We start from the raw sequence: 14,107 nt of genomic DNA, 5'->3' as shown, positions 1-14,107 counted from the left end.
TTTCCTCTTAATTCTGTCTAATTGATTATGCTGTTATTCAACAACCGCTAGGATGTCGCCTTCGCTCATGATAAGCACTTCTTCGCCATCTAGTTTTTCGGTTTTAACACCATAGCCATCACTAAAAATCACTACGTCGCCAACTTTAACGTCAAGCGCTTTCACTTCACCATTATCTAAAACTCGACCATTACCAACAGCAACGATTTCGCCACGAGTTGATTTTTCGGCCGCAGAGCCAGTTAGTACGATGCCACCAGCAGATTTACTTTCTTGCTCTTGGCGCTTAACGATAACGCGATCGTGTAAAGGACGGATTGCCATTTTCAAATCTCCTGAAAATTCCAATTTTAAAGTTAAAATTCCCGAACGTCGGGGGGTGAGTTGCGGCTTTCACCTCAACTCGAATGAGTGTCTGCGAGCAAAGATGGGGATAGCCGTACTGACTTCAAGGGTTTATGTTAAAAAAAATCTATTTTTGTGGTGTTTTTTGCGATTTTTTTACAAATTGAAGGATTTGAGGCGTTTACGAGCGATAAAGTGTTTTTATTAAATGAAAACCGAATTGGGTTTTTACCGGGCCATGAATTGTCAAAACTGGTTTTTTAAATACCACATTATCGAACGCTTTAACCATTTGCCCCGGTTTCACCTCACCTAAATCGCCGCCTTTTTTAGCGGAAGGACATTGTGAGTATTTTTTCGCCAGTTGTTGGAAATTGGCACCTTTAGCAAGTTGGCGTTTTAGTTCTTCCGCTTGCTGTTTATCTTTGACCAATATATGGCATACACCTGCTTTCATTTGTTTTAATCCTTATGTTCTCGCCAGTTGGATGAAGCTCTGTCATTATACCCCGTATTTCGTTACTACTATGAGTTGTTAATTAATGAAAAAGCTGTTGTCTTTATCCTTTCAGGGCTTGGCCGCCATTTTACCGTTATCATTAACCCTGTATTTTATATACTGGTTTATGTCGGGCGCTGAAGCACTGTTATTTCCCTACGTCCCACAAGAATACTATTTTCCCGGAATGGGAATTTTAACAACCTGCGCAGTTATTTTACTCACTGGACTTGTGGTTAATCTGTTTTTTGTGCAATGGATGGTATCAACTGCAAACCGACAGGTTGAAAAAATACCGCTAGTCAAATCGGTATATGGAGCCATAAGAGATACCCTAACAGTATTTCAAATTAGCGATAAAGAAAATTCCAAAGCTGTCGTTTCAGTAGAAATTAAACCAGACATGCATTTAATCGGCTTCGTGACTGCCGACCAAGTTGCAGTAGAGATTTTCCAAGACGACGATAAAATCGGAGTGTATATTCCGCTTAGTTACCAAATAGGTGGCTATACCCTGTACGTAAAACGCCAGCAAATAACTAAGTTAGATATTGGTGTTGAAGAGGCCATGCGAATTGCGTTAACCGGTGGCGTCAAAGCGAAACAAAAATAAAACGCCAATTTTAAGCTGTTAACGGTCTGATGGAGAATCGATTTTCGGTCGGTTCTCAGCCTCATCTTTGTCAACATATTCCCCTTCAATAATATCACCATCTGCTTGATTACCACGATTTGAGTAGGTGGTTTGCGTGTAACTGGTGTGAGAATAACTGTGTTGACCCTGACTTGGTTGGCCAGCTACAACGTTAACGGAAATTTGCTTAAGTAAACTTTTGGCAATAAATGGACGAGTAATAGGTAGTGCCAATAAAAAACCTAAAGCATCTGTTATAAAACCTGGGGTAACTAATAGAATTCCGGCTACCACTAACAATAAACCTTCGGCCATCTCCTGCCCAGGCATAGCGCCTGACTGCATCTTTGATTGAGCCTGCATTAGGGTCGCAATCCCCTGCTGTCGTACAAAATAAGCACCAATAAAGGCAGTAACCACAACAATAGCGACTGTATTCCAACCACCAATTTGCTCGCCGACATTAATTAACAACGCAATTTCGGCTATGGGTAAGATAGCGAACAAAATAAACAATTTACCAAACACAATACGCTCCTTGATTAAACATTTGATCTGGGGTCGTTTTGTCAATTCACAAGAACCTTTTACAAGCAAGCAAGTATTGAATTCTATACAGTGCTAAAAGATCAAAACACTTTTTTTTGAAATACATGACTTATTATTAATGTCTCCTATGGACAGAGTATAAAAGGTGTAATAATGAGTTCGCAATTTTGTATAGTTTTAACCACTTGCCCAACGAAGAAACAAGCTGAAAAAATTGCTAGTGAGTTGGTAAACCTTAAGCTCGCTGCTTGCGTGCAGATATCTCAGCCGATAACATCGTTTTATCATTGGGAAGATGAAGTCGTTACTGACGCAGAAATGCACTTAATAATAAAAACAATGTCGAATAAATTAGATGATGCACTTAAGTTGACTTTAAGCTTGCATCCCTATGATATTCCTCAGTGGATTATTCTTGATAATGCCTCCGCCAGTGAAGCATATTTAAATTGGATTGAAAGTAGCCTTAAATGAACTTTAGACGTCTTATATTGTTAACCGTATTTGTATTATTACCTTGGATGAGCTTAGCTCAAAGCAACCAAGCTTTTGATGATTTATTCGCAGACGAACCGACATTTTTGCCTGTAGAGCAAGCATTTCAGTTTGATTTTGACCAGAAAAACGACCAGCTTTTTTTGCGTTTTAATATTGCACCGGGATATTACTTATACAAAAACCAATTTAAGACAGTGGTAAAAAACGCTGAAATTAGTCAGCCAATTTACCCTGAAGCACTTATCAAAGAAGACGAGTTCTTCGAAGAGCCTCAGCCTGTTTTTTACGACCAAGTAGAGATCAACTATAGCGTACTCAGGTCGGAAAAAGATGCGGTAGTAAAACTTCAGTATCAAGGCTGTGCTGATGCGGGTTTATGTTATCCACCAACTGTTCAAGTGGTTTATTTGGACGAAGTGCTTGAAGCAGCAAGTACAACACTAAACACCCAAATGAATCAAAGTAGTGGGGCCAAACCAAACAATGATTCAGTGCCAGTTTCTCAACAATTTGAGTTAGCAGACTTACTCAAAGGTGAACAATTACTTATCCTCAAATTAGCTGCTTTTTTATTGTTGGGGATTGGCTTAGCCTTTACGCCTTGTGTTTTCCCTATGTACCCAATCCTATCCAGTATTGTGATTGGTCAGGGTAAATCAATCAGTACCTCAAAAGCATTTAGTTTATCTTTTATGTTTGTACAGGGCATGGCAATCACCTATTCAATATTGGGATTAGTCATTGCATCCGCAGGTGCTCAATTTACCGCGTATCTACAGAACCCTTATATTTTAGGGGGATTAATCGTTATTTTTGTGTCTCTTGCATTCGTGATGTTTGGTGCGTACGAATTGCAATTGCCGTCTAAATGGCAAGAAAAACTTAATGGATTGAGTAATAAACAAAAGAGCGGCAGCTTTATTGGTGCTTTTGTGATGGGCGTGATTTCGGGATTAGTTGCCTCTCCTTGCACCACGGCACCGTTAACTGGCATTTTATTATATATAGCCGAACAGGGTGATCAGTTGCTAGGCTTCTTTGCATTGTATGCATTGAGTTTAGGAATGGGTATTCCACTGATCTTGTTTGGGGTAACTGGCGGTAAATTACTTCCTAAAGCAGGCAATTGGATGAACGTGGTGAAAGTTGCATTCGGCTTTATGATGCTTGTTGTTGCTCTGACCTTTTTAGAGCGCTTAGTCAGTAATATTTGGATCGAATATGTGTGGTCTGTGTTAGGGCTTTCTGCTTTTACGTACTTTTATGTGATGAACCTCAATACTGCCACGACCCTTTGGAAGGGGATCCGCAGCCTAGTTATTTTTGCAGGATTAATTGGCTCAGTATTATATGCTTATCACCAGTTCAACCAAAGCCACTCGACCGCACTAACAGCGGCAACATCTCCAACCAATATAGACGGCAGTAATCACCCTAAATTTATACTGGTGAAAAACTTACAGGACTTTGAAGAAAAGTTAACTGCAGCCAACGCACAAGGAAAATCAGTAATGGTCGACCTTTATGCCGATTGGTGTGTGGCTTGTAAAGAGTTCGAAAAGTACACCTTCCCAGCTCCTGAAGTTGTGGATGCCTTATCCGATTCAGTATGGATGCAAATCGACCTCACGGATAACACAGCTACTAATATTGAATTTCAACAAGCCTTTGACGTATTGGGATTACCCACTATCTTATTTTTTGATTTACAAGGCAATGAATTGTCCTCTGCAAGGGTAACCGGATTTATGAAAGCCGGCCCTTTCGCAAAGCATGTAAATCAAGTATTAAACTAACGGTTACAGAGAAGCAAAAGGTTAGCTTAGCGGTGAATCTTGAAATTCTCAGATGAGCTAATTTTTACTTATTAGACCGCCGCTATAGCCTGTTGCTATGTTTGTTGAAATGAAGGAAAACAAGGATCTTCATGTTTTGGGTAGGCGGCCAACAGAGGGTATTTGTCTGAGCAACGAAATAGTAGGGGAATTTAATTTTGCTTACTGCAACCAGCTTTTCGCAAGCAATGCAGCAGTTCCATCTTCAGGCACAGGTTTAGAATAAAAATAACCTTGAAGATGATTACAACCATGTAATTTAAAGAAATCAATTTGTTCTTGTTGTTCAATACCTTCAGCTACACAATACATATCAAGGCTCTCAGCCATGCGCAGCGTAGTTAAGACTAAGGCTTCATTACTCTTATCCTTGCCAATATCATCAACAAAACTTTTATCTACTTTGAGGACTTGAATAGGGAACTCTTTTAAATATTTGAGCGATGAATAGCCAGTACCGAAATCGTCGAGCGCAATAATAAATCCATGTTTGCGCATAGACTCCATATAATGCAATGCGCGCTCATAGTCTCTCATCAATGCACTTTCGGTAATTTCAAATCGTAACGTCGAAACTGGTAACCCATACTGCTCTAATAACAATACGATATGATCAATGGAGATTTGTCGTTCAAAGTGCCGCGCTGAAAGGTTCACAGATAAATACACCTCTCGCCCTTTACTTTGCCATTCGCTCAACACTGGCATGGCGCGCTCTAGCGCATCCCAAGTCATATTTTCAATCAATCCTAACTCTTCAGCCACAGGAATGAATTGATCCGGCGGAACCATGCCATTAATGTCAGGCCAGCGCATTAATAACTCAAATCCACCTACTACACCGGTATTGATATTTACGATTGGTTGGTAGTAATTGATAAAGGCCTTACTTTGGTGGGCCTTTTTCAAGCGATTTTCCATTAATAATCGGTCTTGCGCTTTTTCATTCATATGTTGCGTGAAATACTGAAAATCACTGCGCCCATGCTCTTTTGCGTGGTACATCGCTAAGTCAGCGTTTCTCAACAGTTCTTCAGGCGTGTCTGCATCGCCAGGGTAAATCGCGATACCCACGCTAGAGGACACACTAACAGTTTGATTACCCAATTGTATTGGCGCTTCAAGAATCTCAATAAGCTGCTGAGCCAAAATACTCAGGCGATCAGGATGTTTAACTTCTTCAACCATGACAACAAATTCATCGCCACCTAACCTTGCCACGGTATCATCTTGTCGCAATAAATTAGTTAAACGCTGAGCAACAACCTTGAGCAGTTCATCACCGGCTTTATGCCCTAAACTATCATTAACTTGTTTAAAGCGATCTAAATCGATAAAAAATATACCCATTTTAGATTTGTGTCTGGCTGCGTGATCAATACCATGCTTAATTCTATCTAACAGTAATGTTCGATTGGGAAGGTTAGTCAGGCCATCAAAATTAGCCAAGCGGCGAAGTTCATTTTCAGCCTCTTTTTGCTCGCTAATATCCGACATGATCATTAAATAATAATCAATTTCACCCTGCGCGCGCATACTGGCAATGGATGTCATATTAATCAGCACGTTAGACACTTTGTCGTTGTCGATAACTAGCTGCTCTTCCCCCTTCCAATGCCCTGTCACGCCTAATTCCGATAGTTTTTTCCAGAATCGAGGGGGATATTCAGCGTTGAGCTTAAATAAGCGGTTTAATTGTGTTTTTAAGTCGCCATTTTCGTCAATACCAAAGGCTTCACAAAACGCAGTGTTAACCGCTACTGGCACCATCTCCGTATTAAAAATCACAACCCAATCCCGGGTATGTTTAAATGCTTCGCCAAATAATCTAACCTTTTCTCGATCCGCGACCGTTTCCGTCACATTGCTATAAGTTCCCGCGACAACACTTTTTAACCCGCTTTGGTCAACAACTTCATTACCCACATCTCGATACCAAAGCCACTCACCGTTTCTGGCTCGCAATCGATAAGTCACATCTAAGCCGTGACTATTTTTATCAATAAATGCTTGCCAGTTCGATTCAAATAATGCTCGATCGTCTTCGTGAATCAAATCAAGATGCGCATCAAAACTCATTAAATTATCATCAGATTTGTAACCCAATTCTTCAGATATTCTGGGGGCATAAAACTGGTTAGTATCTGAGCGCCACTCCCAAACATTACTGTTGCTCGCACTTAACGCCAAAGTTAGTCGGTTTTTACTCTGCAGAGCTTGTCCGTGAGCTGCCATCACCTGCTTATTTTGAAGGTCTCGTCGATACCACCAGAACAACACCAAAGACACAAAAATAAATATGTAGATGGCGTAGGCTGCAGGAGACAACCAAGGCGAATATTTTACGAAAATATGCACAGACGCAGGTGAGCTCTCAACACCAGTGGTAGGGTCAAAAGCAATCGCAGAAAAAACGTATTCGCCAGGATCTAATTTAGGGAAGGTAACTTGAGAGTCTGTCGTTGCTGGATAAATATAGCTGTCGGTGCCATCAAGTCTATATTGGTATTGAGTGGTGTTTTGATGTTCAAACGACAGTGTAGAAAACTCAATGGTTAAGCCTGCATCTTTATGGTCAAGAAGCACCACTCGTTTATCCAAATTCACCAAAGGCATTTTTAGCGAGTTAGAGCTAAGCTTGATAGACGTAATGCTGACTTGAGGTGGGTTTCCATCATGTGCTTCAAACGCTAAAGGATCGAAAATGGTTAACCCTTTCTGAGAACCGTATACCAAGCGTCCATCTTGCAACACTAAATGCGACAAGCCATTAAATTCTTTACCGTCTAATCCTTGGGAAATTCCGTACTGTTGAAGATAGGGACCAGAGGGATCAAACTTAAGCAAACCAGCATGGGAACTCATCCAAATCGAACCGCTCTTATCTTGATGGATGCCATAAATCATATTACTGGGCAACAGATCTTGTTTGTCGAAGCCATATTTAGGTGTGTAGATAGTCGAATCTAACCCCACTAGACCAGCTCCTGGGTAAGCGATCCAAAGTGTCCCATTGTCATCTTCTACGATACTTTCTGGGTATACAGGTTGCCCCATACTTGCTCGTTCTAATTTGTGCACACTCTGCAACGAGTCACTTTGCGTATTATAAGCCCACAACTGCTCTCTTTGAGCTATCCATAATATGTCTTTGAACAGTTTGCTAACACCCAAGAAACCATAAGAAGCGCTGGCTTCGATTCGTTCATTCAAAGTATCGACTTCTGTTACCACACCTGTGTGTGCATCATATTTATAGAATTTGTCTAAATTGCTTAACCAAAACAGACCATTATTATCTTTGGCAAAGCTATCCATTCTGCTATTTAGAAGCTCAGCTACGTCAGAATTAACACTCTTCGGTGGAGAATAAGTATTAGTAATAGTATCGAAAGACCACAGTCCACCGTCGGTATTCAACAATAATGTTGTATCACCAAAGGTTTCAATGTCTCTTATTCTTGCCCTTTTAAGCCCTACAATATCTTCTGTAAACCAATGTCCAAGCAATTCATGTTCTTTGAGATCATAATAATTCAGACCATTACTGGTACCAATCCATAAACCGTCATCATTAAACTGCGCAAAAGACTTCACACTGTTACTGCTTAATTGAATGGTTTCATCTTTGTTTTGACTCACGTTTTCGAATTTAACACTTTGCGTCGACCAGTACAGTGCACCATCGAACGAAGACCCAATCCACAGGTTCCCTTTGTTATCCATGTCGACGGCAGTAACGTTATCGGATGATAAGTAATAGCGACTATCGGAGGGACGAAAATAATGCTGCAGTTGCGCAGATGACGGATCAAAACTGAACAAACCTTGCTCTGAACCTATGTATAAACTACCGTAACTTGTTTCATATATTTCTAGAATAGGAATGCTCAAAGCATGATCGATGAGACCAAATTGATTGTTCTCATCTAACATTAAGCAAAATAGGCCTATTTCACTGCCGATCCATATTTTGTTATCACTGGCTAAAAACAATTTAGTGATAGGTTCATCACTCGTATTGTCCTTTAACTTTATCTGACGTTCATTTCCTGTATTGAGTTCAATCTCGAACAAGCCATCGCTGCGCCCTAATAACAGCCGCTCCTCTAAAAATAGCGTGGCATTAATTTGGTATTTAGCAACTTGTTTATGTTTAGGCAGCATATATAACAGTGATGCGCGTCCTAAATCAGGGCTAACAATATAAACACTGCGCTCTGTGGACACGATAATTTGGTTATTTGCCAACTGGTTGATACTAGTGACCCTATCAGACCACGTACTTTCACCCACAGCAAAGTCTTCAATGAGGATCGTCTCGCCAGTTTTTGTGTCGATTTTGAATAAGCCGGAGCGCCGCGTGCCAACCCAAATATTTTGATTGTTATCTTCAAAGATTGTGTCGATAGATATATCGGCAAGTTGCATTTGATTGCCATCAAAATGCTTAACTCGATAACCATCAAATCGATTTAGCCCGGCTTGGGTTGCTACCCATAAAAAACCACTTGAATCTATTAATAAGTCATTGACTGTGTCTTGAGATAACCCTTGGGAAGTTGATAACTGAGTAAATTTAGGTTCGTTGATTAACGGTGCAGCTAAAACCTGAGATACGCTAAAAAATGCAAAACTTGCACACAAAAGCAGTCTAAGAAACTGACAGAAGTGAGTTAATCCGCAAACAACAACACGATTTTTAAGCTTTTCAAACAAACTTAAAAGTACCCCACAGTTCAATCTATTATCGATTTAGAATGTAAAATTAATGAACAAAATCTGAGTTTACACAGGTTAATCCAAGAACAATAGAAAAAACCGACTATCAATGGCCAAAGTAAACATAAAGTTCTATGTGCGATTAATACTCAACATCAGTTAATAATCTACGATTCTAATTAAACCATCAATATTATTTTAAAAATCAGTTATACAATCAACGAGTGCCAAATATCTTATCACCGGCATCTCCTAATCCTGGCAATATATAACCTCGGTGATCTAATTTTTTATCTATCGCTGCCACATATATGTCAACATCAGGATGTTTTTTAACCACCTCTTTGATTCCTTCAGGCGCGGCCACCAAAAAAAGCCCGAGTATCTTTTTACACTTTTTCTTTTTTAACAGATCTATGGTGGCGATTAATGTTCCACCCGTGGCTAACATGGGATCAACAATTAACGCGGTACGCAAATCGACATCTTTCACCACTTTATCAAAATAGGCTACCGGCTCTAGTGTTTCTTCATCACGATATAACCCAACAACACTTATTTTAGCATTCGGAATCAACTGCAACACACCATCCAACATTCCTAACCCAGCCCGCAGGATTGGTACCACAGTGATTTTCTTACCTTTAATTTTGGACACTTCGATTGGTTCTCCTGTCCAACCAGGAATATTGACTTTTTCGGTTTTCAAATCCCGTGTCGCTTCATAAGTTAAAAGGTTGCCAACTTCACTGGCTAGCTCGCGAAAATCTTTGCTACTAATCCCTTTAGCTCGCATCAAACCAATTTTGTGCAAAATCAACGGGTGTTTAATTTCATGTACTGCCATAAGTGATCCTTTAATCTAATTGAACTGTTTGCACATAATGTATGAGTTCGGGATAGAACGCTAAAAAATCTTGTTCTATCTCATCATGATACAAATTCATAAATTGATAACCGTCTTGTGCGAATTTAATGCGCATATTTAGACGTTTTTCAATCTGTTGATAAGCGCCAAAACAATTTTCCCGGTCATCATAATTTTGTAACCATCGATGTTTTAATAAACCTGCACGAACAGACGCAAAGTGTTGACTGTGCTTAAGCGGTTCTGCTTTCAATTGCTGATAAAATTCAGTCAGCACCTGTTGTTTCGGTTGAGCGGTAAAATTTTGCCAATGTACAGATAATAAATGATCGAAATAAATATCAATAATAACACCAGAAATACGCCGTAAATCGGCTGGAAACTTTTTTCTCATCGCACTAACAACTGGGTGATGATCTGTGTAAGAGTCGATTTTTCTATGTAAACGCACTCCATGCTGCACTGCACCCGGAAGATGTTGTAAATTACTTCCTTTTACAAAGTCCCCTAAAAAATTACCCATTAAGCTCGTTTGGGATACATGAGCTAGATGAATATGGGCTAAATAATTCAATAAATATTACCTTTTGCGCTAAAACCTAAAAAAGATGCAGGAAACTTCGCTGATAAGACCAGTATTTTGCTGCTAATTAACCACTATTCTCTATAATTACTACAAACAACTTTTAATTGATTGTTTTTCAGGCGATTCTTATTTGACTTTAACCAGATTTACGTTAAGAGTATCGCAACAATGAAATTTAAAAGAAGATAGCGACAAATTCGTGAAATTTTTATTATTAAACGGTCCAAACCTTAATATGCTGGGAAAGCGTGAACCCACGATATACGGGTCGAAGACTCTACAAGATATTGTAGATGAATTGAAAATTCTAGCAAATCAGGAAGGTGTTGAATTGCAGCATCTGCAGTCCAATGCGGAACATGAACTGATAGATAGAATTCATGATGCTATGGGGGAAGTAGATTTTATTATTATTAACCCCGGCGCATTTACCCATACTAGCGTGGCTATTAGAGACGCTTTATTAAGTGTTAGCATTCCGTTTATTGAAGTGCACCTTTCAAATGTGCACGCACGAGAAGAATTTAGAAAACATTCCTATTTATCCGATATTGCCAAAGGGGTAATTTGTGGATTAGGAGATTACGGTTATAAAGCAGCTTTAATTGCTGCCAAACAACATTGCCAAATTAATTTAATGAGTAACTAAAGAGAGCTTAAATGGATATTCGTAAAATAAAGAAATTGATAGAACTAGTTGAAGAGTCTGGTATTTCGGAACTTGAAATTACCGAAGGTGAAGAGTCAGTACGCATTCATAGGGCTAGCGCTTCTTCACAAGCTCCCGTGCAATACGCACCAGCTCCAGCACCAGTAGCCGCGGCTGCCCCAGCCCCAGTTGCCGCAGCACCAGCCGCAACTCCAGAAGTGTCTGGTCATGTGCTTAAATCTCCTATGGTTGGAACTTTCTATCGTTCAGCTTCACCAAGTTCACCTGCTTTTGTAGAAGTGGGTCAAAAAGTGAATGTTGGAGATACTTTGTGTATCGTTGAAGCAATGAAAATGATGAACCAAATCGAGGCAGATAAAGCAGGTGTCATAAAACAAATTTTGGTAGAAAACCAAGAGCCTGTTGAATTTGATCAACCCATGTTCGTAATCGAATAAGCGAGCCAATTATCATGCTTGATAAAGTCTTAATTGCGAACCGGGGTGAAATAGCACTTCGAATTTTGCGTGCATGTAAAGAGATGGGAATTAAAACCGTCGCTGTACATTCCACCGCAGATAAGGATCTGAAACACGTTTTGCTTGCAGATGAATCAATCTGTATTGGCAAAGCTTCAGCCACAGAAAGCTATTTAAATATCCCCCGAATCATTGCCGCTGCTGAAGTATCTAATTCAGTTGCTATCCATCCAGGATACGGTTTTTTAGCTGAAAATGCAGAATTTGCAGAAGCAGTTGAAAAAAGTGGTTTTATTTTTATTGGTCCTAAACCTGAAACTATCACATTGATGGGCGACAAAGTGTCGGCAATCAAATCTATGAAAGCAGCGGGTGTTCCATGCGTGCCAGGTTCTGATGGTCCTCTTAATGACGATCCAGAGCGCAACAAAGCCATTGCTAAACGAATTGGTTACCCAATTATCGTTAAAGCAGCTGGCGGTGGTGGCGGACGAGGCATGCGCGTTGTGCGTGAAGAGTCAGAACTAATCAATGCGATTTCCATGACTCAAAGCGAAGCCGGTGCGGCCTTTGGTAATGCTACTGTGTACATGGAAAAATTCTTAGAAAACCCACGTCACGTTGAAATTCAAGTGCTGTCTGATGGTCAAGGTAATGCAGTTCATTTAGGTGAACGTGATTGCTCAATGCAACGACGTCATCAAAAAGTAGTGGAAGAAGCACCTGCACCGGGCATTAATTCAGAAACCCGTGAGCGAATTGGTGAGCGTTGCCGTAGAGCCTGTATCGAAATTGGCTATCGTGGCGCGGGAACCTTTGAGTTTCTTTATGAAAACGGCGACTTCTATTTCATCGAAATGAATACACGTATTCAGGTTGAACATCCTGTCACAGAAATGATCACTGGTGTGGATTTGATTAAAGAGCAACTTCGTATTGCTGCTGGTCAACCTTTATCCATTGAACAAAAAGATGTTCAGATTCGCGGTCATGCCATTGAATGTCGAATCAATGCAGAAGATCCAGCGACCTTTATGCCTAGCCCTGGAAAAATTAATATGTTCCATTCGCCAGGTGGTTTCGGTATTCGTTGGGAATCTCATATATATGCCGGGTACAGTGTACCTCCTCACTATGACTCTATGATCGGTAAGTTAATCGCTTATGGAGAAAATCGTGACGTGGCAATTGCGAGAATGCGACATGCCCTTGATGAATTAGTTGTAGAAGGAATTAAAACCAACATTTCCCTACAGCAAAGCATTATGGCAGATGAAAACTTCTTTAACGGTGGTACAAACATCCACTATTTAGAGAAAAAGCTTAAACTCGCATAATCTATGACGTAAAGGGCCTATCTAGTCTAAATTAGGTAGGCCCTGATTATTCCTCTCCCTGCTATTCAATAATTTTTCGTGTCCGTATTGCTATCTCTGTACTGCTTCAACGACTTTTAAAATATTAAACTTGAGCTCATTCCATTTACTATATGTATTCGAACGGTATTTTTGTGAATCTAACACCAAGCCTCTTATTGCCTTTTCTGGCGCTTATTTGCCTTCCTTGCCTAGCTCAAATCGATACCACTATGGACGATGAACACACCAAAAAACCACTTTGGGAGGCAGGTATCGTCGGTGCTGGATTTAGCACCCCAGAATATCCAGGCGCAGCTAAGAATCACAACAATGGGTTTGTAGTCCCTTTTTTTATTTATCGCGGCGATATTTTCAGAATAGGCGAAAATAGCGTTATACGTGCGGTTGCGGTGGAAAAGGATTGGATAGAAATAGATTTGTCTATTGATGCTGCTTTTAGCGCAGACTCCAGTGACGACTCAGTGCGCGCCGGTATGCCCGATCTGGATTTTGTCTTCGAGGTAGGCCCACAAATTCGTCTTAAGCTTTTCGAAAGCGGTAAAAAAGCCACTGGTCTTCAGCAAATCCAATTAAAAGTACAAAGTCGCGCGGTATTCTCAACTGATTTTTCATCATTATCCCACCGAGGATATGTGTTGAACCCAGAATTGACCTACCAATACATTGGCGCATTGCAATCCGAAGATCGCTTTAGAATTAGTGTATCGCCTAGTTGGGGCACAGAAAAACTGCACGACTATTTTTACCAAGTTGATAGCCAATTCGCCACCCAACAGCGGCCTGCATACGATGCAAAACAAGGCTATTTGGGTCTGGAACTCTCTACCGGCTACATGTTCAATGTGACCCCTACTGTTCGCATGTTTATGAGTGCGACCTATCATTTCCATAATGCAGCCGCCAACCTCGAAAGCCCCTTATTAGTGGATAAAAATAATTATGCTTTTGGAGCAGGTGTAATTTGGCAGATTAAAAAAAGCAGCGAATATCAAAACTAAAAGGCGCAAAATACATTCCCATTGTGCAATTCAGCTATTCTTGAGTCATGTATTATAAAACTTTGA

Annotated in this window: 13 protein-coding genes; 7 read left to right on the top strand and 6 right to left on the bottom strand. The window is 40.3% G+C overall.

The window, feature by feature from the left end; genetic code table 11:
- Positions 1-33: 33 nt before the first annotated feature.
- Positions 34-324: a co-chaperone GroES gene (locus ABWV72_RS06210; protein ID WP_216047866.1), complete on the bottom strand. Its 291-nt coding sequence runs from the start codon at positions 322-324 to the stop codon at positions 34-36.
- A gap of 202 nt (positions 325-526) precedes the next feature.
- The gene (locus ABWV72_RS06205) at positions 527-802 is read right to left on the bottom strand and encodes a peptidylprolyl isomerase (protein ID WP_342805723.1); all 276 of its coding nucleotides are present in this window, start codon (positions 800-802) and stop codon (positions 527-529) included.
- Positions 803-887: 85 nt separating this feature from the next.
- Between ABWV72_RS06205 and ABWV72_RS06200 the strand changes: the two genes are divergently transcribed.
- The gene (locus tag ABWV72_RS06200; protein WP_216047864.1) at positions 888-1,457 is read left to right on the top strand and encodes a DUF502 domain-containing protein; all 570 of its coding nucleotides are present in this window, start codon (positions 888-890) and stop codon (positions 1,455-1,457) included.
- Positions 1,458-1,475: 18 nt separating this feature from the next.
- On the opposite strand, the gene ABWV72_RS06195 is transcribed toward ABWV72_RS06200, so the two are convergent.
- On the bottom strand, positions 1,476-2,006 hold the full coding sequence (locus tag ABWV72_RS06195; RefSeq protein WP_353369339.1) for an FxsA family protein: 531 nt from the start codon (positions 2,004-2,006) through the stop codon (positions 1,476-1,478).
- A 174-nt stretch (positions 2,007-2,180) separates the two neighbouring features.
- Between ABWV72_RS06195 and cutA the strand changes: the two genes are divergently transcribed.
- Positions 2,181-2,501: a divalent-cation tolerance protein CutA gene (gene cutA, locus ABWV72_RS06190; protein WP_216047862.1), complete on the top strand. Its 321-nt coding sequence runs from the start codon at positions 2,181-2,183 to the stop codon at positions 2,499-2,501.
- On the top strand, positions 2,498-4,321 hold the full coding sequence (locus ABWV72_RS06185) for a protein-disulfide reductase DsbD (protein ID WP_353369337.1): 1,824 nt from the start codon (positions 2,498-2,500) through the stop codon (positions 4,319-4,321). Before cutA ends, ABWV72_RS06185 begins: the two co-directional genes overlap by 4 nt.
- Before the next feature lie 201 nt (positions 4,322-4,522).
- Here the strand turns inward: ABWV72_RS06185 and ABWV72_RS06180 are convergent, their stop codons facing one another.
- The 3 genes from ABWV72_RS06180 to ABWV72_RS06170 all read right to left on the bottom strand — a co-directional run bounded on the left by ABWV72_RS06180 (position 4,523) and on the right by ABWV72_RS06170 (position 10,524).
- Complete coding sequence (locus tag ABWV72_RS06180) at positions 4,523-9,079, bottom strand: EAL domain-containing protein (protein WP_353369335.1); 4,557 nt, start codon at positions 9,077-9,079, stop codon at positions 4,523-4,525.
- 220 nt (positions 9,080-9,299) lie between these two features.
- Positions 9,300-9,929, bottom strand: coding sequence for a uracil phosphoribosyltransferase (upp, locus tag ABWV72_RS06175; RefSeq protein ID WP_342805729.1), 630 nt, complete (start codon positions 9,927-9,929; stop codon positions 9,300-9,302).
- 10 nt (positions 9,930-9,939) lie between these two features.
- Positions 9,940-10,524, bottom strand: coding sequence for an acyl carrier protein phosphodiesterase (locus ABWV72_RS06170; RefSeq protein ID WP_353369332.1), 585 nt, complete (start codon positions 10,522-10,524; stop codon positions 9,940-9,942).
- 211 nt (positions 10,525-10,735) lie between these two features.
- Between ABWV72_RS06170 and aroQ the strand changes: the two genes are divergently transcribed.
- From aroQ to ABWV72_RS06150, 4 genes are all read left to right on the top strand, one after another.
- A complete protein-coding gene (gene aroQ / locus ABWV72_RS06165; protein ID WP_216047857.1) occupies positions 10,736-11,185 on the top strand; it encodes a type II 3-dehydroquinate dehydratase in 450 nt (149 codons plus the stop codon).
- A gap of 11 nt (positions 11,186-11,196) precedes the next feature.
- On the top strand, positions 11,197-11,643 hold the full coding sequence (accB, locus tag ABWV72_RS06160) for an acetyl-CoA carboxylase biotin carboxyl carrier protein (protein ID WP_303500323.1): 447 nt from the start codon (positions 11,197-11,199) through the stop codon (positions 11,641-11,643).
- A gap of 14 nt (positions 11,644-11,657) precedes the next feature.
- A complete protein-coding gene (gene accC, locus ABWV72_RS06155; protein WP_216047855.1) occupies positions 11,658-13,001 on the top strand; it encodes an acetyl-CoA carboxylase biotin carboxylase subunit in 1,344 nt (447 codons plus the stop codon).
- Positions 13,002-13,252: 251 nt separating this feature from the next.
- Positions 13,253-14,041 carry a MipA/OmpV family protein gene (locus ABWV72_RS06150; protein WP_353369329.1) on the top strand — a complete coding sequence of 263 codons (789 nt, stop codon included), beginning with the start codon at positions 13,253-13,255 and terminating at the stop codon, positions 14,039-14,041.
- Positions 14,042-14,107: the final 66 nt, after the last annotated feature.

Origin of the sequence: Aliiglaciecola sp. NS0011-25 (assembly GCF_040370605.1) — a bacterium.
Classification (GTDB): domain Bacteria; phylum Pseudomonadota; class Gammaproteobacteria; order Enterobacterales; family Alteromonadaceae; genus Aliiglaciecola; species Aliiglaciecola lipolytica_A.
The sequence above is the reverse complement of the archived record's forward strand: the minus strand, read 5'-3'. Positions and strand labels throughout refer to the sequence as shown.